This window comes from Nocardioides sp. (assembly GCF_041600255.1).
In the GTDB taxonomy this organism is placed as follows: Bacteria; Actinomycetota; Actinomycetes; order Propionibacteriales; family Nocardioidaceae; genus Nocardioides.
In genome coordinates, this window is sequence record NZ_JBFIKK010000053.1 from 1 (window position 1) to 20,308 (window position 20,308).

Here is a 20,308-nt window from a genome sequence, read left to right on the forward strand (position 1 = left end):
ACCCGGCCTCGACGCTGTCGTTCTACCAGGCGGCTCTCGCGGCCCGCCGCGGCATCGTCGACGCCGGCAACGCGGTGGAGATGGTCGACCTCGGCCCGGACGTCGTCGCGTTCCGGCGCGGTCACCTGACGGTGCTGCTCAACACCGGCAGCACGCCGGTGGCCCTGCCCGAGGGCGAGGTGCTGATCGCCAGCGGTCCGCTGGCCGACGGGTCGCTGCCGGGCGACACCGCGGTGTGGATCGGCTGATCGGCCGCTCGATTCCGCTGTAACGCGGGGTTGTTGTCGCTGAACAAGCCGCCTCAGGGTGCCTCAGCGGCAAGAACACCGCGTTGCAGCGGGGTGCTGGATCCGCTACGCCCCGCCACCGAGCGCCCGGTTGTAGCGACCCAGCTCCCCGACGAAGCCGGAGAGCTGCTCGTCGGACCAGTCCCCCAGCCGCTCGTCGAGCCAGGCCCGTCGCATGGCTGCCACGTCGGCCATCCGCCGGACCGCTTCGTCGCTCGCCGAGACCAGGCTGGCCCGGCCGTCCTCGGGGTCGGGCACCCGGTCCAGCAGCCCGAGGTCCAGCAGGTGCTGCACCTGCCGGCTGACCGCGCCCTTGTCGATGTCGAACAGGTCGACCAGGGCCGAGGCACGTTTCGGTCCGTGGTCGGCCAGGTGCGCCAGGATCAGGTACGACGACGGCTGCAGGTCCGGGTGCACGGCGCGGGCCCGCTCCCCGATCACCTTGCGGATCCGGCGGACCAGCACCCCGACCTCGGACTCGAGCCGACGCAGCGAGTCCTGGCGGGAGGAGCCGGAGCCCGCAACGCCGGTCACCGGGCGGACCTCCGCGCCGCGGCCGCCTGCCGCTCGATCTCGGGCTCGACCTCCGGCGCCAGGCTGGTCTCGGGCAGGTTCGTGGTGCGCAGCGGCACCTCGCGGATCAGCAGCGCACAGACCAGCGCCAGCACGGCGAACGGCACCGAGACCAGGAAGAGCTCCCCGATCGAGGCCCCGAACGCGTGCTCGTAGACCACCCGCACCGGTCCCGGCAGCGCGGAGAGATCCGGGATCGCATGGGTGCGGTGACCCGGCTCGGCGATCCCCAGCGCGGCCATCCCGACCGTCACCTTGGCGGCCACCTGGTGGCTCAGCATCGCCCCGAGTGCCGAGACGCCGACCGAGCCGCCCATCGACCGGAAGAAGGCGACCACCGAGCTGGCCGTCCCGAGGTCGGAGGGGACCACGTTGTTCTGCACCACCAGCACGAGGTTCTGCATGGTGGCGCCGAGGCCCAGCCCGAGGAACGCCATGAAGAGGCCGACCACGGCCAGGGGCGTCGTGTCGTCGATCTGACCCAGCAGGGCCAGGCCCACGATGACGAACACCATGCCGCCGACCAGCCAGCGCTTGTAGCGACCGGTGTGGCTGATGATCCGCCCGGTGGCGATGCTCGAGACGAGCAGGCCACCGACCATCGCGATCGACATCAGTCCGGCGTGGGTCGGGGTCATCCCGCGACTGAGCTGGAAGTACTGGCTGAGGTAGACCGTCGCGCCGAACATCGCGATCCCGACCAGCACGGAGGCTCCGGTGGCCAGGCTCGTCGTACGGTCCCGGAAGAGCCGCAGCGGGATGACCGGGTCGACGGCCACTCGCGCCTCGACGTACACGGCGACGACCACGACGCCCACGCCCAGCGCGATCAGGGCGAGCGAGGTGGCCGACGCCCAGGCGAACTGGTTCCCGGCCAGTGACACCCAGACGAGCAGGATCGAGACGCCGCCGACGATCAGCGTCGCGCCGAGGTAGTCGATGGTGACCTCGCGGCGTACGACGGGCAGGTGCAGCGTCTTCTGCAGCACCCCGAACGCCAGCGCGGCGACCGGCAGGCCGACGAAGAAGCACCAGCGCCAGCCGAGCCCGGGGGCGTCGACGATCAACCCGCCGATCAAGGGGCCGCTGACCGTGGCCAGCGCGAAGACGGCGCCGAGGTAGCCGGAGTAGCGACCACGCTCGCGCGGCGGCACCATCGTCGCGATCACCACCTGGACCAGCGCGGTCAGGCCACCGACGCCGAGACCCTGGACCACCCGGGCGCCGATCAGCACCTCCATGCTCGGCGCGAAGCCGGCGATCAGGGTGCCGATCGAGTAGATGACCAGCGCGCTCTGCACCAGCAGCTTCTTGCTGAACAGGTCGGCGAGCTTCCCCCACAGCGGCGTGGTGGCGGTCATCGAGAGCAGGGTGGCCACGACCACCCAGGTGTAGCCGGTCTGGCTGCCCTCGAGATCGGTGATGATGCGCGGCAGGGCGTTGGCGACGATCGTGCTCGACAGCATCGCCACGAACATCGCGAGGAGCAGGCCGCTCAGGGCCTCCATCACCTCGCGGTGGGTCATCTGCGCGGGTACGTCGAGGGGTGCGGCCGGGGCGGACTCGACGGAGGGCGGGACAGCGCGGCGGGGCACGGGCACTCGATTCACGGAGGAGAAAAGGTTGTGTTGGGCAACCATATTCGCCCGACCCCGATCCGCCCAGCGAACGAGACCCAAGCCACCCCGGACATGCAGCGACCCGCAGACGTGGGCCTCGGAGGAGGCCCGCTCCGGCGGACGTGATGACCGGATCGCCTGCGGGTCGGGTGACTGCTGTGGATTCGCCAGCTGCTCCCAGCTGGCTGGTCGCTGCTAGCGGGCAGCCACCTCACGCGTCCTCGAAGAAATCATTCTCTGGACCACCTCCTTTCCCGTGTGCTGCCACGGTAGGCGCGCGTCGTCCAGCCTTCAAGGACTTTTCCGTTCGGCCGCGCGGGACCGGGCGCACCGATCGCTCAGTCGGCGGCCGCCGCGAACTGGGCCCGGTAGAGCCGGGCGTAGGCGCCGCCGAGCCGCAGCAGCGACTCGTGGGTGCCCTGCTCCACGATCGAGCCGTCCTCCATCACCAGGATCAGGTCCGCGTCGCGGATCGTGGAGAGCCGGTGCGCGATCACGAACGACGTCCGCTCGGTCCGCAGCGCTGCCATCGCCTGCTGGAGCAGCAGCTCGGTGCGGGTGTCGACCGAGGAGGTCGCCTCGTCGAGGATCAACAGCTCGGGAGCGGCGAGGAAGGCCCGCGCGATCGTGATCAGTTGTCGCTCGCCGGCCGAGAGGTTCGACCCCTCCTCGTCGATGTGGGTGTCGTAGCCCTCGGGCAGCGAGTGCACGAAACGGTCCACGAACGTCGCGCGCGCCGCCTCGAGGATCTGCTCCTCGCTCGCCCCCGGCCGGCCGTAGGCGATGTTGTCCCGGATCGAACCGGCGAAGAGCCAGGTGTCCTGCAGCACCATGCCGATCTGTGAGCGCAGCGCCGAGCGGGGCATCGAGGCGATGTCCACGCCGTCCAGCGTGATCCGACCCGACGACACCTCGTAGAAGCGCATCACCAGGTTGACCAGGGTGGTCTTGCCGGCCCCGGTCGGGCCGACGATGGCGACCGTTTGGCCGGGGGCGGCCACCAGCGAGAGGTCCTCGATCAGCGGGACCGTCGGGTCGTAGGAGAACGCGACGTGCTCGAAGCGGACCTCGCCGCGCCGCTCCCCCGGCGCGGCGGCCGGGTGGTCGTCCTCGACCGTCTGCTCCTCGGCGTCGAGCAGCTCGAAGACCCGCTCGGCCGAGGCGACGCCGGACTGGAGCAGGTTGGCCATCGACGCCACCTGGGTCAGCGGCTGGGTGAACTGCCGGGAGTACTGGATGAACGCCTGGACGTCCCCGAGCGAGATCGACCCGTTCGCGACCCGGAGCCCGCCCAGCACCGCGATCACCACGTAGTTGAGGTTCCCGACGAACATCATCACCGGCATGATCAGGCCGCTGACGAACTGCGCTCCGAAGGAGGCCTCGTAGAGCGCGTCGTTCTCGGTGGCGAAGGTCTGCTCGACCTCGTGGCGCCGACCGAACACCTTCACCAACGCGTGCCCGGAGAAGGTCTCCTCGATGTGCGCGTTGAGCCTGCCGGTACGACGCCACTGGTCGACGAAGAGCCCCTGGGAGCGCTTCATCACCGCCCGGGCGACCAGCATCGAGAGGGGCACCGAGACCAGCGCGACCAACGCCAGCAGGGGCGAGATCCAGAACATCATCGAGAGCACCGCGACGACGGTGAGCAGCGAGGTGAGCAGCTGGCTCATCGTCTGCTGGAGGGTCTGGCTGACGTTGTCGATGTCGTTGGTGACCCGACTGAGCAGCTCGCCGCGGGGTTGGCGGTCGAAGTAGCTCAACGGCAGCGCGTTCACCTTGTCCTCGACGTCGGCCCGCATCCGCAGCACCGTGCCCTGCACGACGTCGTTGAGCAGGTAGCCCTGCAGCCAGGCCAGCACCGAGGCCGCGACGTACACCCCCAGCGCGAGCAGCAGGACGTCGGCGACGGCTCCGAAGTCGACGCCACGACCGGGCACGACCTCCATCGAGGAGACCATGTCGGCGTACGTCGTCTCGCCGCGCGCCCGCAGGAGCCGCACAGCCTCGGCCTTGGTGACGCCGTCGGGCAGCCGGCTGCCGATCAGGCCCGAGAAGACCAGGTCGGTGGCCCTGCCGAGGATGCGCGGGCCGACCGCGGTGAGCAGCACGCTCACCACCGCGAGGAGGACGACCCCGATCGCGCCGGCCCGCTGGGGAGCGAGGCGTGCCAGCAACCGCCTGGCCGACGGCTTGAACCGGGAGGCCTTCTGGCCCACCATCGCGCCGCCGAACGGGCCTCGGCCCGGACCGGGGCCGGCCTGGATCCGCTCGGTCACCTTCAACCGGTCGTCGTTCGGCTCCGCAGCGGCTGCGGTCGTCGGGGTGAGGCTCATGCCGCCTCCTCCGCGCTGAGCTGGGAGCGGACGATCTCCTGGTAGGTCGGACAGTCCGCGACGAGCTCGTCGTGCGTACCGCGACCCACCACCTGGCCGTCCTCGACCACGAGGATCAGGTCGGCGTCCCGGATCGTCGAGACCCGTTGGGCGACCAGGAAGACGGTCGCTTCCCGGGTCACCGGCCGCAGCGCGGCGCGCAGCCGGGCGTCGGTGGTGAGGTCCAGGGCCGAGAAGGAGTCGTCGAAGAGGTAGATCGCCGGGCGTCGCAACAGCGCACGGGCGATGGCCAGTCGCTGCCGCTGGCCGCCGCTCACGTTGGTGCCGCCCTGGGCGATCGGCGCGTCGAGCCCGGCGGGCAGGGCAGCCACGAAGTCACGCGCCTGGGCGATCTCGAGGGCCTCCCAGAGCTCGTCGTCGCTCGCGTCCGGACGCCCCTGGCGCAGGTTCGTCGCCACGGTGCCGGAGAACAGGTAGGACTGCTGCGGCACCAGCCCGATCGCCGACCACAGCAGGTCGGGGTCGAGGTCGCGGACGTCGACTCCCCCCACGAGCACCCGACCGCCCGTGACGTCGAAGAGCCGCGGCACGAGGTTGACCATCGTGCTCTTGCCCGCGCCGGTCGAGCCGATCACCGCGACGGTCTGCCCGGGCCGCGCTGCGAACGACACCCGCCGTACGACGGGCAGGTCGGCGCCGGGGTAGGTCAGCTCGACGTCGTCGAAGACCAGCGTGCCCGGCTCGGGGAACGCGGTGACCGGGTCCTCGGGCGGAACGACGGAGGTGTCGGTGTCGAGCACCTCGCTGATCCGGTCCGCACAGACCGAGGCACGGGGAACCATCATCAGGGTGAAGGTCGCCAGCATCACCGACATCAGGATCTGGACGAGGTAGGCGAGGAAGGCAGTCAACGCACCCACCTGCATCTCGCCGTCGGCGACCCGGTGGCCACCGAACCAGAGCACCGCCACCGAGGAGACGTTGAGGATCAACATCACCGTCGGGAACATCGTCGCCAGCCACCGGCCCGCGCGGATCGCCACCGCGGTCAGGTCCTCGTTGGCCTGCGCGAACCGCTCGATCTCGTGCGGTTCGCGCACGAACGCCCGCACCACCCGGACGCCGGTGATCTGCTCGCGCAGCAGTCGGTTGACCTCGTCGATGCGGACCTGCATGAGGCGGAAGCTGGGCACCATCTGCCGCACGATGACGGCGACGGCTGCCATCAGCGCCGGGATGGCCACCGCCAGCAACCAGGAGAGCCCGAGGTCCTCACGCATCGCCATCACGACTCCGCCGACCATCATGATCGGTGCCGCCACCATCATCGTGAAGGTCATCAGGACCAGCATCTGCACCTGCTGGACGTCGTTGGTCTCCCGGGTGATCAGCGACGGCGCTCCGAAGTGCTGCACCTCGCGCTGCGAGAACGACCCGACCCGCCGGAAGATGGCGGCGCGGAGATCGCGGCCGAAGCTCATCGCCGTGCGCGCGGAGAACCACACCGCGGCGATCGAGCAGCCGATCTGGAGGAGCGCCACCACCAGCATGACCGCGCCGGTGCGCACGATGTAGCCCGTGTCCCCCTGCGTGACGCCCTGGTCGATGATGTCGGCGTTGAGGCTGGGCAGGTAGAGCGCGGCGACGGTGCCGGTGAACTGCAGCGCGACGATCAGGGCGATCGAACGCCGGTACGGCGCCAGGTGCGTGCGCATCAGTCGGATCAGCACGGGGCGCCTCCCGGGGCGGTCGGCGAAATGGGGGGCACGATCCCCTCGAGCAGGAGGTCGGCCACGTCGGCGGGGGTGAGCGTCTCGTCGCCGTGACCCATGCCGGGGTGCCACGCCCCGAAGACCAGGCTGCGCAGGGCGAGGGCGGCGCGCTCCGGGGCGACCCGGAGCTCGGCGCGGTGCGGCGCGAAGACGAGCTCGGTGATCGTGGCCAGCAGCTGCTGGTTGGCCTCGACCACGAACCGGGGCGGCCCGGGTGGGTCCTGCGCGCCGCGCTCGCCGAACCCGTCGCCACCCAAAGCCGAGCGCACCGACATCATCACCACCATCCCCCGCTCCATCCGGTCGACCAGCAGCTCGACCGTGGCGATCACCTGGTCACGCAGGTCGGGGACGCCGACCAGCGCCGCCACCAGATCCTCGCGGGCGCGTGCGGGGTCCATGGCCTCCTGCGCCGCAGCGAGGAAGAGAGCACGCTTGTCCGCGAAGACGCGGAAGATCGTGCCCTCCGCGATCCCGGCGGCCTCGGCGATCTGACGCGTGGTGACCGCGGCGCCGTACTGCTCGAGCAACGGGAGCACGGCAGCCACGATGGCCGCACGGCGCTCCTCGGGCGACATCGGACGGGCGCGTTCGCGCTTGCTGCTCACCGGGCCAGCCTAAGTGAGTGAGCGCTCACTCACAATGCGGCCTAGGCCACCGTCAGGGGGCGAGTCGCAGGGTGGCCCACCCCGTGCCCGTGCCCGTGCCCGCGCCCGCGCCTGTGCCCGTGTCGGTACGGCGGTAGACCAGCCGGTCGTGCATCCGGCCGGGCCGGCCCTGCCAGAACTCCACGTCCTCGGGGACGACCCGGTAGCCGCCCCACTCCTCGGGCACCGGCACCTCGTCGGGGAACCGTTCCTCGGCCGCTGCAACCGCCGCCATCAGCTCGTCCCGACCGGAGACCGTGCGGGACTGGTGCGAGGCCCAGGCACCCAGACGGGAGCGGCGCGGTCGCGAGGCGAAGTACGCCGCCACCGCCTCCTCCCCCAGCGGGCTGGCGACGCCGTCGACGCGCACCTGACGCTCCAGCGGATGCCAGGGGAACAGCAGCGCACAGCGGGGGTTCGCCGCGAGCTCGCGGCCCTTGCGCGAGTGCGTGTTGGTGAAGAAGACGAAGCCCTCCTCGTCGACGCCCTTGAGCAGCACCATCCGCGAGGACGGCCGCCCCTCGGCGGAGACCGTGGCGAGCACCATCGCGGTCGGTTCGTGCAGCCCGGCCTCGAGCGCCTCGGTCAGCCAGGCCCGGAACATCGTCACCGGGTCGGGCGCCAGATCGCTCTCCACGAGCCCCGCTCGGGCGTACTCCTCGCGCAGTCCGGCGATGTCCAGATCGTGCGGATCGGCCTTCTCCATGCCTCCGACAGTAGGCGAGTCACCGTGCCAACAGGTGGGCACACGTGCGCGACGGCGGCGGCCGGGGCAGAATGCCCTCCGGGCAACCGCCCCGAACCCCCGACGTTGAAGGAGTCACGCGCGCATGGCTGAGGTACACCACGGACTCGAAGGTGTCATCGCGTTCGAGACCGAGATCGCCGAGCCCGACAAGGAGGGTTCCGCGCTGCGCTACCGCGGCGTCGACATCGAGGACATCGTCGGCCGGGTGCCGTTCGAGAACGTCTGGGGCCTGCTGATCGACGGCTCCTACGACCCCGGCCTGGCGCCGGCCGAGCCGTACAACCTGCCCGTGCACACCGGCGACGTGCGCGTCGACGTCCAGGCCGCGGTCGCGATGCTCGCGCCGGCCTTCGGCTTCGGCCAGACCTACGACATCTCCGACGAGCAGGCCCGCGACGACCTGGGTCGGGTCGCCGTCATGGTGCTCTCGTACGCCGCCCAGTCGGCCCGCGGCCTGAACAGCCCGGTCGTGCCCCAGTCCATCGTGGACGAGGGCGCGACGCTGGCCGAGAAGTTCCTGATCCGCTGGAAGGGCGAGGCGGACCCCAAGCACGTCAAGGCGATCGACGCCTACTGGAGCAGCGCGGCCGAGCACGGCATGAACGCCTCCACCTTCACCGCCCGGGTGATCACCTCGACCGGCGCCGACGTGGCGGCCGCGTTCTCGGGTGCGATCGGCGCGATGAGCGGCCCGCTGCACGGCGGCGCCCCGAGCCGGGTCCTCGGCATGATCGGCGACGTCGAGAAGTCCGGCGACGCGTCGGCGTACGTCAAGGGTCTGCTGGACCGTGGCGAGCGCCTGATGGGCTTCGGTCACCGCGTCTACCGGGCCGAGGACCCGCGCGCCCGGGTGCTGCGCCGGACCGCCAAGGAGCTGAACGCGCCTCGCTACGAGGTGGCCGAAGCGCTGGAGAAGGCGGCCCTCGCCGAGTTGCGTGAGCGACGCCCCGACCGCGTGCTGGAGACGAACGTCGAGTTCTGGGCGGCGATCGTGCTCGACTTCGCCGAGGTCCCGCCGAACATGTTCACCTCGATGTTCACCTGCGCGCGCACCGGCGGCTGGTCGGCGCACATCCTCGAGCAGAAGCGGACCGGTCGCCTGATCCGCCCCTCGGCCATCTACACCGGACCCGGCGCCCGCAAGGCCGACGAGGTCGACGGCTGGAAGGCGGAGTGGGCGGGCTGAACCGGTCCTGAACCCGCGAACGGCCGGCTCCCCCCAGGGGGAGCCGGCCGTTCTGCCTTCCGATCGGGGGGCGCTCAGTCCTTGGCCAGCCGGCTCTGGAACCAGCTCGTGCGCGCCTTGCCGCCCTTGCGGGTCAGCGAGATGTGCATGTGGTCGCGATGCCGCAGGGTCTTGGAGCACTTCCGCTTCTTCGGGCAGCTGGAGCTGAGGTAGGGCTTCGGGTCGAAGCGGTCCCAGGCGGGGTACATCCGGTCGTTCCAGATGATGTACATGACCCCCATCCGTCGGGCCTTGGCGTGCTCGTTGCCCTTCTTGTCGGTCGCGAAGGCATCGGCGAGGAACGCCCGGGCGCGCTTGCGATCCGCCTTCTTCGCCGCGTCCAGCGACCAGTCGAAGGCGCGCCCCTCCTTGTGCTCGGAGGCACCGCCGCCACATGCCCGCGAGATGCCTCCCTGGCGGCCGCCGTACTTCGTGACCAGCCAGCGGGCCAGGTACTTCGTCCCGGCCTTGGCCCGGGGGCTGCACTTGCTCTGTCCCTGGTAGCCGGCGTAGTCCTCGACCACGGCCGCCTGGGCTGCTCCGGGCGCGATCAGCGCGAGTGTCAGGAGCAGGGGCGCGAGGACACGCGCCGCTCCACGTTGGATGAACATCAGGGCCAATCCCTCCCTAGGTTGGGCACCAACCATCGAGGCTAGGTCGGGCGTCGCGGCCCTGTCCGGCGTTGACTGTCGGAACGGCCGGTTAGCCTGCCGGACATGACCCGTCTGGACCAGATCGATGTCTGGAATGCGGAGGCCGCGGCCTTCGACGACGCCCCCGACCATGGCCTGCTCGACGCGGGCGTCCGGGCGGCCTGGCGTGCGCTGCTGGTCGACGTGCTGCCGGCCGCGCCGGCCCGGATCGCCGACCTCGGCAGCGGCACCGGCACGCTTTCGTTGCTGCTCGCCGCCGAGGGTGATCGGGTCGACGGCGTGGACTTCTCCCCGGAGATGGTGCGGCTTGCCCGGGAGAAGGCCACCGGCGTCGCGGGCGTGTGCTTCGTGGAGGCCGATGCGGCCGCTCCCCCGCTGCCGCCGGCGTCGTACGACGTCGTGCTGTGTCGGCACGTGCTCTGGGCGATGCCCGACCCCGCGGACGCGCTGGCGCGGTGGATCGAGCTGCTCGCTCCCGGCGGGATGCTGCTGCTGGTGGAGGGCCGGTGGTCCAACGAGGCCGGACTGAGAGGCGCCGAGACCGTCGCGCTCGTCGAGGCGACCGGGCGGCGGGCCACGCTGCGGCCCCTGCCCGAGGCGATCTACTGGGGGCGCGAGATCACCGACGAGCGCTACCTCGTGGTCAGCTGAGTCGCTTGCCGAAGCAGCGCGAGAGCGGCGACCAGTGGTAGTGCCCGAAGGCGGGCACCGGCGTGTAGCCGGACGACGTGTAGAGCGCGATCGCCTCCGGCTGCTTGGTGCCGGTCTCGAGCACCAGGGCCTCCACACCGGCCGCTGCCGCGGTCGCCTCGAGGTGGGTGAGCATCTGCCGGGCCAGACCCGAGCCGCGGTGGCCGGGCGCGACGTACATCCGCTTGATCTCGGCCGTGCGGGTGGTGCCGAACGCCTCGACCGAACCACGACGCCAGGCACCGGTGGCTACCGGACGCTCCGCGAGGTAGCCGACGAAGAAGGCACCGCCGTGGCCCTCGAAGGCCTCCGGCACGATCGGGGACTCGTCGCCGCTGCCGTAGCGCTCGGCGTACTCGGCCTGGACGGCGTCGATCAGCGCCAGGGCGTCGGGATCCGTGATCGGCACCCGTCGTACGACCAGGGCGGGCTCAGGCAACCGCGTTCCCGCAGGAGTCGCAGAACCGCGCGTCGTGGTCGTTGCGGACCCCGCAGCGCGAGCAGTACGGACCCGTGGCCGCCTCGTGGGCCTGACCGGGGTCGGCATCGTCGACGGTGCGCCCCACCCCGAGCAGCCCCTCGCCGTCGGTCAGGTAGGCGGCCGAGTCCTTCACCACCGGCATCGTCTCGCCGGCGCCGTAGCGTGCGGTCGCTCCCATGAAGCCGGCGCTGGTGAGGCCGAAGCCGACGACGGCGGCGAAGCCACCGCCGGCGAAGAGGGCGAAGCTGCGCCCCATGTCCCCCGGCCCGGACATGGCCGGATCGAGGCCCATGTCGTCGGAGAAGATGCCCGAGGCGAACGACACGAAGCCGTAGCCGAGGGCGGCGAGTCCGCCGACGAGCAGCACGAGGCCGACCGCCCGGAGGACGGTGCGGGTGCCCGCCTGGTTGCGGAGACCGGGCACTGGTGGGCGACTCCCCGAGTGGTGGCTCATCAGACGTTCCTTCTCTCGGCTCGACGGCGGCGGATGCCACAATAGGGTGCATCTGACAGCGTCGTCAGGTGCACCGCCGCCACCCACCGGAAGGCAGTCATGACCGACGCCCTGCAGATCCCCGCCGCTCTCCTGCCCGCCGATGGACGCTTCGGTGCCGGCCCGTCCAAGATCCAGACCGGGCACCTCGACGCCCTGGCGGCGACGGGAGCGTCATTGATGGGCACCTCGCACCGTCAGGCGCCGGTCCGCGACACGGTCGGTCGGGTGCGCGAGGGTCTGGCCGCGCTCTTCTCGCTGCCGGACGGTTACGAGGTGGTGCTCGGCAACGGTGGCGCCACGGCGTTCTGGGACATCGCGACGTACGGCTTGATCCGGGAGAAGAGCCAGCACCTGACCTTCGGGGAGTTCTCCTCGAAGTTCGCCCAGGCCGCCACCGAGGCGCCCTGGCTGGCCGACCCGTCGGTGATCAGCGCGGAGCCGGGCTCGCGCCCCGAGGCAGTCGCCGAGCACGGCGTCGACGTGTACGCGTGGGCGCACAACGAGACGTCGACTGCCGTGATGGCGCCCGTCGTACGCCCGTCCGGGACGTCGGCGGAGTCGGCGCTCGTCCTGATCGACGCGACGTCGGGAGCCGGTGGCCTGCCGGTCGACCTGAGGGAGGTCGACACCTACTACTTCGCGCCGCAGAAGTGCTTCGCCTCGGACGGCGGGCTGTGGATCGCGATCATGTCGCCCGCCGCGCTGGAGCGGGCCGCGGCGATCGGTGCCTCGGACCGGCACATCCCGGCCTTCTTCGACCTGCCGACCGCGATCGACAACTCGTCGAAGAACCAGACCTACAACACGCCGTCGGTCGCCACGCTGTTCCTGATGGCCGAGCAGCTGGACTGGATGAACGCCGAGGGTGGCTTGGCCGGAATGGTCGCGCGGACGACCGCGAGCTCGGACGCGCTGTACGGCTGGGCCGAGAAGACGTCGTACACCTTCCCGTACGTGGAGAACCCCGAGCACCGTTCGCTGGTGATCGGCACCATCGACTTCGAGGAGTCGGTGGACGCGGCCGCGGTGGCGAAGGTGCTCCGTGCCAACGGGATCGTCGACACCGAGCCCTACCGCAAGCTCGGCCGCAACCAGCTGCGGATCGCGATGTACCCGGCGGTCGACCCGGCCGATGTCGAGGCGCTGACCGGCTGCATCGACTACGTGGTGGAGCGGCTTTCCTGACGGTTCATCAAGGTATGCAGATCAACCTGCACTTCCCATGCTCTGCAGAGCACGGGAAGTGACTGTTCGGCTGCATCCCATGGTGAAGCTGCCCACGTTCTCCTCGCCGACCCGTCACTTCCGGTGACGTCCCGACAACCACAACTGGCAGGTCGACCCGCTCCCGACAACCACAACTGGCAGGTCAGCGCTTGAGCAGCTTCAGGGTGGCGCGTTCCAGGGCGGCTTGGCGAGCATCCGGGGTGTCATGGGTACGCCGGGTCGTCGCCCGGATGGTCCGACCCTCCTCGTAGGCCTCGACCACCCGCGGGTCGACGTACGCCGAGCGCGCCAGGGTCGGCGTGTTGCCGAGGAACGACGCGACCTCCTTCATCGCCCCGGCGACCGCGCGCTTGCGCGACGCCTTCGTCTCGCCCGGCTCGTCGGTCTCGGCCAACGCGGCCGCAGCCAACACCGTCGCGTGCCAGGTCCGGAAGTCCTTCGCAGTGGCCTCCAGCCCGGTGGAGGCTCGGACGTACTCGTTGACCAGCTCGGGCAGCACCGAGCGCCAGGACCGGCCCTCCTTGTACGACAGCAGCCGCGGGTCCTGCCCACGGCGTCGCCGCATCACCTCGATCGCCTCGACCACCACCGCGTCGTCGATCTCGATCTCGTGCTCCACGCCCGACTTCCCGACGAATCCGAAGACCAGCCGCCCCTGGTGCCGCCGCACGTGCCGCCGCTCCAGGGTGGTCAACCCGTAGCTGCCGTTCTCGTCGGCGTAGGCGTCGTTGCCGATCCGGAAGTACCCCAGGTCCAGCAGACGTACGGCGGCCGCGCAGGCACGCTCGAGCGGCATCCCCTCACGCCCCAGGTCCGCGACCACCAGCTCACGCGCCCGACTCAGCGCCCGGCCGAACTCCTGCATCCGCTCGAACTTCTCCGCGTCCCGTCGGGTGCGCCAGTCCGGGTGGTACAGGTACTGGCGCCGGCCGGCGTCGTCGGTGCCCACCGCCTGCAGGTGGCCGTTCGGGTACGGCGTGATCCACACGTCGGTCCAGGCCGGCGGGATCACCAGCTCCTTGACCCGCTGGACCTCCTCGGCTCCGAGCCGATCGCCGTGCTGGTCCCGGTAGGTGAACCCCGCTCCTGCCCGGCGCCGGGTCCACCCGGGCTGGTCCGGTGACGTACGACGCAGCCTCGGCATGCCGAAGTACCTATCCCCGCCGGCGCAGCACAAACATCAGCAGCACGATCCCGCCCAGGGCGATCCAGGCGGTCAGGAACCACGGCCAGGCCGGCCGCTCCGCGCTCGTCTGCTCGGGCAGTTCCCGCCCCACGCGCGACCGGGTCGTCGCCGACGGCTCCGGGGACGGCGCGGCCGACGTGGACGCCCCCTGCGAGGCGCCGCCCGACGCCCCGTCCGAGGCGCCCTCCGACACCCCGTCCGACGCGCCGGCGCCCATCGCCCGGCGGATCTCCTGCGGCAGCGGCACCCGGAGCACGTCGGTGTACTGACCCTCGGTGCTGACGGCCAGGTCGCCGTCGGGCAGGACCGCGATCGCCTCGCCCTGCTGCTGCGAGGGCAGGTAGAACGACCCGACCTCGACCAGCTCCGGGAACGTGTAGACGGCCGCCTGGGTGTAGTTGCGCACCACGACATGACGGCCGTCGGCGAAGAAGGCGCCGTCGGTCGCCATCTTCAGCACGTCCCCCATCGGCCGGAGCACGTTGCGCCCCTCGGCCGAGAGCCGCGCCGGGGCCTCGTGGAAGGTGCCGCCGAAGACCGTCTTGGTCGCGACGTACAGCCGGCCGGTCACCGGATGACTCAGCAGCGACTCCGCGTTCGCCGGGCCGTCCGGGTAGCCCAGCTCGTACGACGCCACCTCGCCGGTGCGCTCGCCCCGACCCACCTGGATCCGGGCGACCCGAATCGAGGAGCGGACCGCGTTGTTGTCCCCGACGTCCCCGACCCAGACGTCCCCGTCCGGCGCCGGCGCCAGCGCCTCGACGTCGGTGGGGTCCTCGGACCACCGGGTGACGCCGACCGTCCTCCCGGAGCCGACCTCGACCGCGAAGACCCGACCGGTGTCGCCGGAGTCGTTGGTGGTCAGCGCCAGGCCGTCGCGGACCACGAGGCCGCTGGACTCGACGATCTCGGGGTCGGCGAAGGTCAGCATCACGTTGCCGTCCTCGGCCGGCGCAGCGGCGCTCAGCCCCAGCGTGAACGGGACCAGCAGCAGCGCGGCGAGGAGACGGTCACGCACGTGATCGGTCCACCTCGGCGAGCAGGTCGGCCAGCCGCGGCCGGATCGACCAGGCGGTGACCATCTCGTCGTACTCCGCGCGGACGCCGCCGCCCTTGACCGGGCTGCCGGACAGGACCGCGCGCAGCATCGTGTTGCGCGGGGTGTGCTGGCTCTCCACGAACTGCACGACGTCGACCTTGTAGCCCTCGAGCCGCAGCAGCGAGGCACGCAACGCGTCGGTCAGCGTGTCCGCCAGCCGCTCGCGAAGGATGCCGTGCCGGGTGACCATCGCGTACGGCGACGGCGTGGGGTTGCGGCGCAGCTGCGCCGCGATGTCGTGGTGGCAGCAGGGGGCGGCCAGCACCAGCCGGGCCCGCCAGGCGACGGCCCGGGCGAGCGCCTCGTCGGTGGCGGTGTCGCAGGCGTGCAGCGCGAGCACCACCTCCGGGTCCTCGTCGAGGGTGGCGCCGGAGATGCTGCCGACCACGAACTCCGCCTCGACGCCGAGCTCGGCGGCGATCGCAGTGTTGTGCTCGCGGGACTGCTCCTTGACGTCGATGCCGGTCACCCGCACGGGCAGACCGCGCACCTCGGTCAGGAAACGCTGCGCGGCGAAGGTCAGGTAGGCGTTGCCGCAGCCGAGGTCGGCCACCCGCAGCGGCTCCTCGGCGGTGGGGCGACGGAGCTTGCCGCGCTTGATCGCGTCACCGATCGAGGCGTCGAGCAGACGCAGGAACTCCTCGACCTGGCGGTACTTGGCCTGACGGCTCGGCTTCAGCTTCCCGTCGGCGTCGGTCAGGCCGATCGCCCGGAAGACCGGGTCGTCCTCGGCGAGCAGTCGCTCCTTGTCGCGGTCGTGGCCGCGGTCGACCTCGACCTCCTCGGAGCGCTCGGTGGTGTGCAGCAGCGCCTCGAGTTTCTTCGTCACCCGGACCTGGTGGCTCTGGGTCGTGGTCTCGACGTGCCAGTTGCCGAAGGGTTCGTCCAGCAGGGCGTCCACCGCGTCCCGGGCGGCGTCGCCGACGGCGTGGTTGGAGGTGTGCGCCTGGGTCTCGTCGTACGCCACGACCTGCAGGTGCCGGCCGGCCTTGAGGTCGACGTAGCGGAACTCGACCCGCTTCCAGGTCGGCTGCTGGCCCTTCTGGCGCCCGGAGGCGACCGCCTTGACCAGCGCATCGGGGTCGAGCAGGTGGCTGCGCATCTTCGCCAGCACCCGCAGCAACGGCTCGCTCACCGGTTCACCACCGCAGCGATCACGACGACCAGGATCAGGCCCACCAGGGCGGCAGGGATCACGAGACGACGGTAGCGGGGATTCACGCCTGAAGTTTAGAGGCGAGCAGTTCAGCCAGGTGCATCGACGGGACCTGGGCGAGGTCGTCGAGCTGCACCCGGCAGGACATCCCGTCGGCCAGGACGACGGCGTTCTCGTGGGCCCGCAGCGCCGGCAACAGGTGCGTCTCGGCCACCGCGGTCGACACCTCGTAGTGGCCCTGCTCCATGCCGAAGTTGCCGGCCAGGCCACAGCAGCCCGCCACGCGGGTCAGCGTCGCCCCGGCCGCGCGCAGCAGCTTCTCGTCCGCCTCCCAGCCGAGCACCGAGGAGTGGTGGCAGTGCGGCTGCGCGACGATCTCGACCCCGGTGAGGTCCGGCGGGGTCCAGTCGATCCTCGCCAACAGCTCGGCGAAGGTCAGCACGCCCCGGGCCACCTCGACCGCACGCGGGTCGTCGCTGAGCTCGACGGCGTCGCTGCGCAGGGTGGCCAGGCAGGAGGGCTCCAGGCCGACCACCGGCACGCCGCCGGCGACGTACGGCGCGAGCGTGGCGACCGTGCGCGCCATGATCCTCTGCGCCTTGTCGAGCTGGCCGGTGGTGATCCAGGTCAGGCCGCAGCAGGCGTCCTCGTCGATCACCCGGACCCGCAGCCCGGCAGCCTCGAGCACCCGGATCGCGGCGTGCGCGTTCTGCGGGAAGAAGTGGTCGGTGAAGGAGTCGGCCCAGATCCAGACATCCGGCTCCGCGACGCCGGGACCCGGGCGTGCCGAAGCGCGCTCGGCCCTGTTCAGGCCGCGGCGCAGGGTCCGCGGCGCGAAGTCCGGGATGGAGCGCCGCTGGTCGATCCCTGCGGTGGCCCGGGCCAGGGTGGCCAGCGGCCGGACCCGGAGCATCCGGTTCAGCAGCGGCGCCATCGGGGCGGCCAGCGCCGCCCACTGCGGCAGCCGGCCCAGCGTGTAGTGGCTGCGCGGACGCCGCTTGCCGGCGTACTTCTGGTGCAGCGCCTCGGACTTGTAGGTCGCCATGTCCACGCCGGTGGGGCAGTCGGAGGCGCAGCCCTTGCAGGAGAGGCAGAGGTCGAGCGCCTCGGCCACCGCGGGGGCGCCGAGCCCACCGACCAGCGAGCCGTCCATCGCCTCCTGCAGCACCCGCGAGCGACCGCGGGTGGAGTCCTTCTCGTCCCGGGTGGCCAGGTAGGAGGGGCACATCACGCCGTTGGTCGCCGGCGCCACGCACTTGCCGACGCCGGTGCAGCGGTGCACGGCGTTGCCGAAGGAGCCGCCGTCGTGGGTCATCCGCAGCGCGGGCACGATCGGCAACCGCGGCCGGGTCGGGCGCAGGTGCGCGTCGAACGGGTCGGGGTCGACCAGGACGCCGGGGTTGAGCAGGTTCTCCGGGTCGCAGATCGCCTTCGCGGCGGCGAACAGCTGCAACGACTCCTCGTCGTACATCAGCGGCAGCAGCTCCGAGCGGGCCCGCCCGTCGCCGTGTTCGCCCGAGAGCGAGCCACCGTACTCGCGCAGCTTGCGCGCCGACGCGGTCAGGAAGTCGCGGAAGACCCGGGTGCCGACCTCCTCGGACTCGCCGACGAACGGGAAGTCGATCCGCACGTGCACGCAGCCGTCGCCGAAGTGGCCGTAGGGCACCCCGTCGAGGTCGTGGTCGCGGAGCAGTTCGTCGAAGTCACGCAGCCAGGCACCGAGGTGCTCGGGCGGTACGGCGGCGTCCTCCCAGCCCGAGTACGCCGGGCGGCTGAGGCTGCGAGCCGCCAGACCGGCGCCGTCCTCCCGGATCCGCCACAGCGCCGCCGACTCGGCCGGCGAGACCACCACCCGGTGGTCCAGGGCCTGGCCGCTCGCGACCACCCGGGCCGCCACCGAGGAGGCGTCCTCACCGGCGACCTCGACGAAGAGCCAGCCGGCTCCGCGGGGCAGCTCGGGCACGGCGTTGCCCCGGGCCCGGACCAGGTCGACGATCCGGGAGTCCAGGCCTTCGCAGGCGATCAGGCGCCCCGCGCCGGCCGCCAGCAGCGCCGGCACGGCGTCGGCCGCCTCGGCCATCGAGGCGTAGCCGAGCAGCACGAGCTGGCGGTTCGGCTCGTCGTGGACCAGGTCGACGGTCGCCTCCAGGACGAGGCCCAGGGTGCCCTCGGAGCCGACCAGGAAGCGGTCGAGGCGGCGGTCGTTCTCCGGCAGCAGGTGCTCCATCGAGTAGCCGCTGACCTGCCGCGTGAAGCGGCCGAACTCGGTCCGCACGTGCGCGAGGTGGTGGTCGACCAACCCGGTCAGCGCCCTGCCTGCCGCCCCGGTGGCGCCCGCAGCGCCGGTGGTGACGACCTCGCCGGTGCCGAAGGCGACCCGGAGCGACTCCACGTTGTCGACCATCCGGCCGTAGCCCAGCGCGCGGGAGCCGCAGGCGTTGTTGCCGATCATCCCGCCGATGGTGCAGCGGGTGTGCGTGGACGGGTCGGGGCCGAAGCGCAGGTGGTGCGGGGCGGCGGCTCGCTGCAGGACGGCGTGCACGACACCGGGCTGGATCACGGCGGTGCGGGCCTCGGGGTCGATCGAGAGCACCTTGTTCAGGTGACGGACCGTGTCCACGACCAGGCCCGGCCCGACCGCGTTCCCGGCGATCGAGGTGCCGGCGCCGCGCATGGTCAGCGGGACGCCGAGGGTGCGGGAGACGTCCAGGATCGCGAGCAGCTCGTCGGTGTCGCGCGGCCGGGCCACCGCCTGCGGCACGACCCGGTAGAGCGAGGCGTCCGAGGAGTAGAGGGCCCGGCTCAGCGTGGAGTCGTCGACGTCGTCGACGCCCCGGCTGCGCAGCGCGGCGACCAGCTCGCCGTACGGCGCGGCGGAGCGGCCGGCTGCCGGGTCGGCAGAACGTTCAGCGGGGCGTTCGACGGGGGACGCAGGCACGTCACCAGTGTTCCATCGATGCCCGGAACACCTGTGCCAGGTCCTCCCCTCGGACCTCCCGCGGAGCGGTCGCGAGCAGCCGCTGCTGCTGCAGCGAGCCGGCGACCAGGTCGTCGATGTCACCGTCGCCGTACCCGACCGCCGACAGGCCGTTGGGGATGCCCACGTCGCGCATCAGCCGGGTGAGTACGGCGGGCAGCACGTCGGGTCCGGTGGCGGAGCTGGGGAGTGCGGGGTCGAGCAGCCGGGCCGCGTGCAGGTGCCGCTCGGGGGCGGCGGAGAAGGTGAACCGGAACGCCTCGGGCGCGGTCAGCGAGACCGCCATCCCGTGCGGGACGATCGCCTCGGCCTGCGGGTAGCCCTCGGGCCGGTAGTCGCGGACCCGACCGGCGATCGGGTAGGCGTTGGCGTGCGGGATGTGCACGCCGGCGTTGCCGAAACCCAGCCCGGCGAAGGTCGCGGCCATCGCCATCTGCTCCCGGGCCGGGGCGTTGCTGCCGTCCCGGACCGCCGCGCGGAAGGCGCCGGCGAGCAGCGAGAGCGCCTTCTCCGACCACAGGTCGGCGATCGGGTTCGCGCCGCAGTAGGGCACCCGCTGCTCCGGCCGCTTGGCCTCGAAGTCGGCGTACCAGCGCGCGGTGTAGCTCTCCAGTGCATGGCAGAGGATGTCCAGCCCCGAGGCTGCCGTGACCAGGGACGGCTGGCTGAGGGTCAGGGTCGGGTCGACGACGGCCAGGGTGGGTCGCAGCGCCGGGTGGCTGATCCCGGTCTTCACCTTCAGCGACAGCACGTCCAGCACGCAGATCGTGGTGCTCTCGCTGCCGGTGCCGGTGGTGGTCGGGATCGCCACCAGCGGCAGCAGCCGCTCGGTGGGCGCCAGCGCTCTGCCGACCGGGGCGTTGAGGTAGTCCATCAGCTCGCCCGGGTTGGTGGTGAGCAGGTTGACCGCCTTGGCGGTGTCGATCGCCGACCCCCCGCCGACGGCCACGATCGCGTCGAACGGCCCGGCGTCGCGGGCGAAGTCGATCGCCTCGCGCATCGAGTCGTCGGTCGGCTCCACGTGCACGCCGTCGTACGTCGTGACCTGCAGGCCGCGGGCGGCGATCTGCTCGGCGATCCGGGCCGGGTGGCCGGTGGCGGCCACGCCGGCGTCGGTGACCAGCAGCACCCGCTGG

Annotated in this window: 18 protein-coding genes; 4 read left to right on the forward strand and 14 right to left on the reverse strand. The window is 71.7% G+C overall.

The features are described from left to right. Window positions 1-248: DUF3459 domain-containing protein (locus tag ABZE72_RS08305; protein WP_372728546.1), on the forward strand; the 248-nt coding region annotated here is incomplete at its 5' end. A gap of 105 nt (window positions 249-353) precedes the next feature. Here the strand turns inward: ABZE72_RS08305 and ABZE72_RS08310 are convergent. The 6 genes from ABZE72_RS08310 to pdxH form a co-directional block, all read right to left on the reverse strand. Then, window positions 354-821 (reverse strand): MarR family winged helix-turn-helix transcriptional regulator, encoded by a 468-nt coding sequence (locus ABZE72_RS08310; RefSeq protein WP_372728547.1) that lies wholly within the window; start codon window positions 819-821, stop codon window positions 354-356. Continuing rightward, entirely contained in the window at window positions 818-2,455 is a 1,638-nt protein-coding gene (locus ABZE72_RS08315; protein WP_372728548.1) for an MDR family MFS transporter, read from the reverse strand. The genes ABZE72_RS08310 and ABZE72_RS08315 overlap by 4 nt, the downstream gene beginning before the upstream one ends. A 362-nt stretch (window positions 2,456-2,817) precedes the next feature. Next, on the reverse strand, window positions 2,818-4,815 hold the full coding sequence (locus ABZE72_RS08320; RefSeq protein WP_372728549.1) for an ABC transporter ATP-binding protein: 1,998 nt from the start codon (window positions 4,813-4,815) through the stop codon (window positions 2,818-2,820). After that, window positions 4,812-6,545: an ABC transporter ATP-binding protein gene (locus tag ABZE72_RS08325; protein ID WP_372728550.1), complete on the reverse strand. Its 1,734-nt coding sequence runs from the start codon at window positions 6,543-6,545 to the stop codon at window positions 4,812-4,814. Before ABZE72_RS08325 ends, ABZE72_RS08320 begins: the two co-directional genes overlap by 4 nt. Beyond that, complete coding sequence (locus ABZE72_RS08330; protein WP_372728551.1) at window positions 6,539-7,195, reverse strand: TetR/AcrR family transcriptional regulator; 657 nt, start codon at window positions 7,193-7,195, stop codon at window positions 6,539-6,541. The genes ABZE72_RS08325 and ABZE72_RS08330 overlap by 7 nt, the downstream gene beginning before the upstream one ends. 52 nt (window positions 7,196-7,247) lie before the next feature. Beyond that, a complete protein-coding gene (gene pdxH / locus ABZE72_RS08335; protein WP_372728552.1) occupies window positions 7,248-7,940 on the reverse strand; it encodes a pyridoxamine 5'-phosphate oxidase in 693 nt (230 codons plus the stop codon). Between the two features lie 124 nt (window positions 7,941-8,064). Here pdxH and ABZE72_RS08340 point away from each other — a divergent pair, with 124 nt between their 5' ends. Next, window positions 8,065-9,168 (forward strand): citrate synthase 2, encoded by a 1,104-nt coding sequence (locus tag ABZE72_RS08340; protein ID WP_372728553.1) that lies wholly within the window; start codon window positions 8,065-8,067, stop codon window positions 9,166-9,168. A gap of 74 nt (window positions 9,169-9,242) precedes the next feature. Here the strand turns inward: ABZE72_RS08340 and ABZE72_RS08345 are convergent, their stop codons facing one another. Continuing rightward, on the reverse strand, window positions 9,243-9,818 hold the full coding sequence (locus ABZE72_RS08345) for a hypothetical protein (protein WP_372728554.1): 576 nt from the start codon (window positions 9,816-9,818) through the stop codon (window positions 9,243-9,245). Between the two features lie 105 nt (window positions 9,819-9,923). Between ABZE72_RS08345 and ABZE72_RS08350 the strand changes: the two genes are divergently transcribed. Continuing rightward, window positions 9,924-10,511 (forward strand): class I SAM-dependent methyltransferase, encoded by a 588-nt coding sequence (locus tag ABZE72_RS08350; RefSeq protein WP_372728555.1) that lies wholly within the window; start codon window positions 9,924-9,926, stop codon window positions 10,509-10,511. Here the strand turns inward: ABZE72_RS08350 and ABZE72_RS08355 are convergent. Next, window positions 10,504-10,989 (reverse strand): GNAT family N-acetyltransferase, encoded by a 486-nt coding sequence (locus tag ABZE72_RS08355; RefSeq protein ID WP_372728556.1) that lies wholly within the window; start codon window positions 10,987-10,989, stop codon window positions 10,504-10,506. The genes ABZE72_RS08350 and ABZE72_RS08355 overlap by 8 nt on opposite strands. Next, a complete protein-coding gene (locus ABZE72_RS08360; protein WP_372728557.1) occupies window positions 10,982-11,485 on the reverse strand; it encodes a hypothetical protein in 504 nt (167 codons plus the stop codon). Before ABZE72_RS08360 ends, ABZE72_RS08355 begins: the two co-directional genes overlap by 8 nt. A gap of 99 nt (window positions 11,486-11,584) precedes the next feature. Here ABZE72_RS08360 and serC point away from each other — a divergent pair, with 99 nt between their 5' ends. Continuing rightward, window positions 11,585-12,712 (forward strand): phosphoserine transaminase, encoded by a 1,128-nt coding sequence (serC, locus tag ABZE72_RS08365; protein ID WP_372728558.1) that lies wholly within the window; start codon window positions 11,585-11,587, stop codon window positions 12,710-12,712. Window positions 12,713-12,896: 184 nt separating this feature from the next. Here serC and ABZE72_RS08370 read toward each other — a convergent pair whose 3' ends face one another. The 5 genes from ABZE72_RS08370 to ABZE72_RS08390 form a co-directional block, all read right to left on the reverse strand. Continuing rightward, window positions 12,897-13,898, reverse strand: coding sequence for a DNA topoisomerase IB (locus ABZE72_RS08370; protein ID WP_372728559.1), 1,002 nt, complete (start codon window positions 13,896-13,898; stop codon window positions 12,897-12,899). Window positions 13,899-13,908: 10 nt separating this feature from the next. Then, on the reverse strand, window positions 13,909-14,958 hold the full coding sequence (locus ABZE72_RS08375; RefSeq protein WP_372728560.1) for a hypothetical protein: 1,050 nt from the start codon (window positions 14,956-14,958) through the stop codon (window positions 13,909-13,911). Beyond that, window positions 14,951-16,174: an SAM-dependent methyltransferase gene (locus tag ABZE72_RS08380; RefSeq protein WP_372728561.1), complete on the reverse strand. Its 1,224-nt coding sequence runs from the start codon at window positions 16,172-16,174 to the stop codon at window positions 14,951-14,953. Before ABZE72_RS08380 ends, ABZE72_RS08375 begins: the two co-directional genes overlap by 8 nt. An 82-nt stretch (window positions 16,175-16,256) precedes the next feature. Then, a complete protein-coding gene (locus tag ABZE72_RS08385; RefSeq protein ID WP_372728563.1) occupies window positions 16,257-19,052 on the reverse strand; it encodes an FAD-binding and (Fe-S)-binding domain-containing protein in 2,796 nt (931 codons plus the stop codon). 82 nt (window positions 19,053-19,134) lie between these two features. Next, window positions 19,135-20,308 (reverse strand): hydroxyacid-oxoacid transhydrogenase (locus ABZE72_RS08390; protein WP_372728562.1); only part of this gene is annotated, 1,174 nt, incomplete at its 5' end.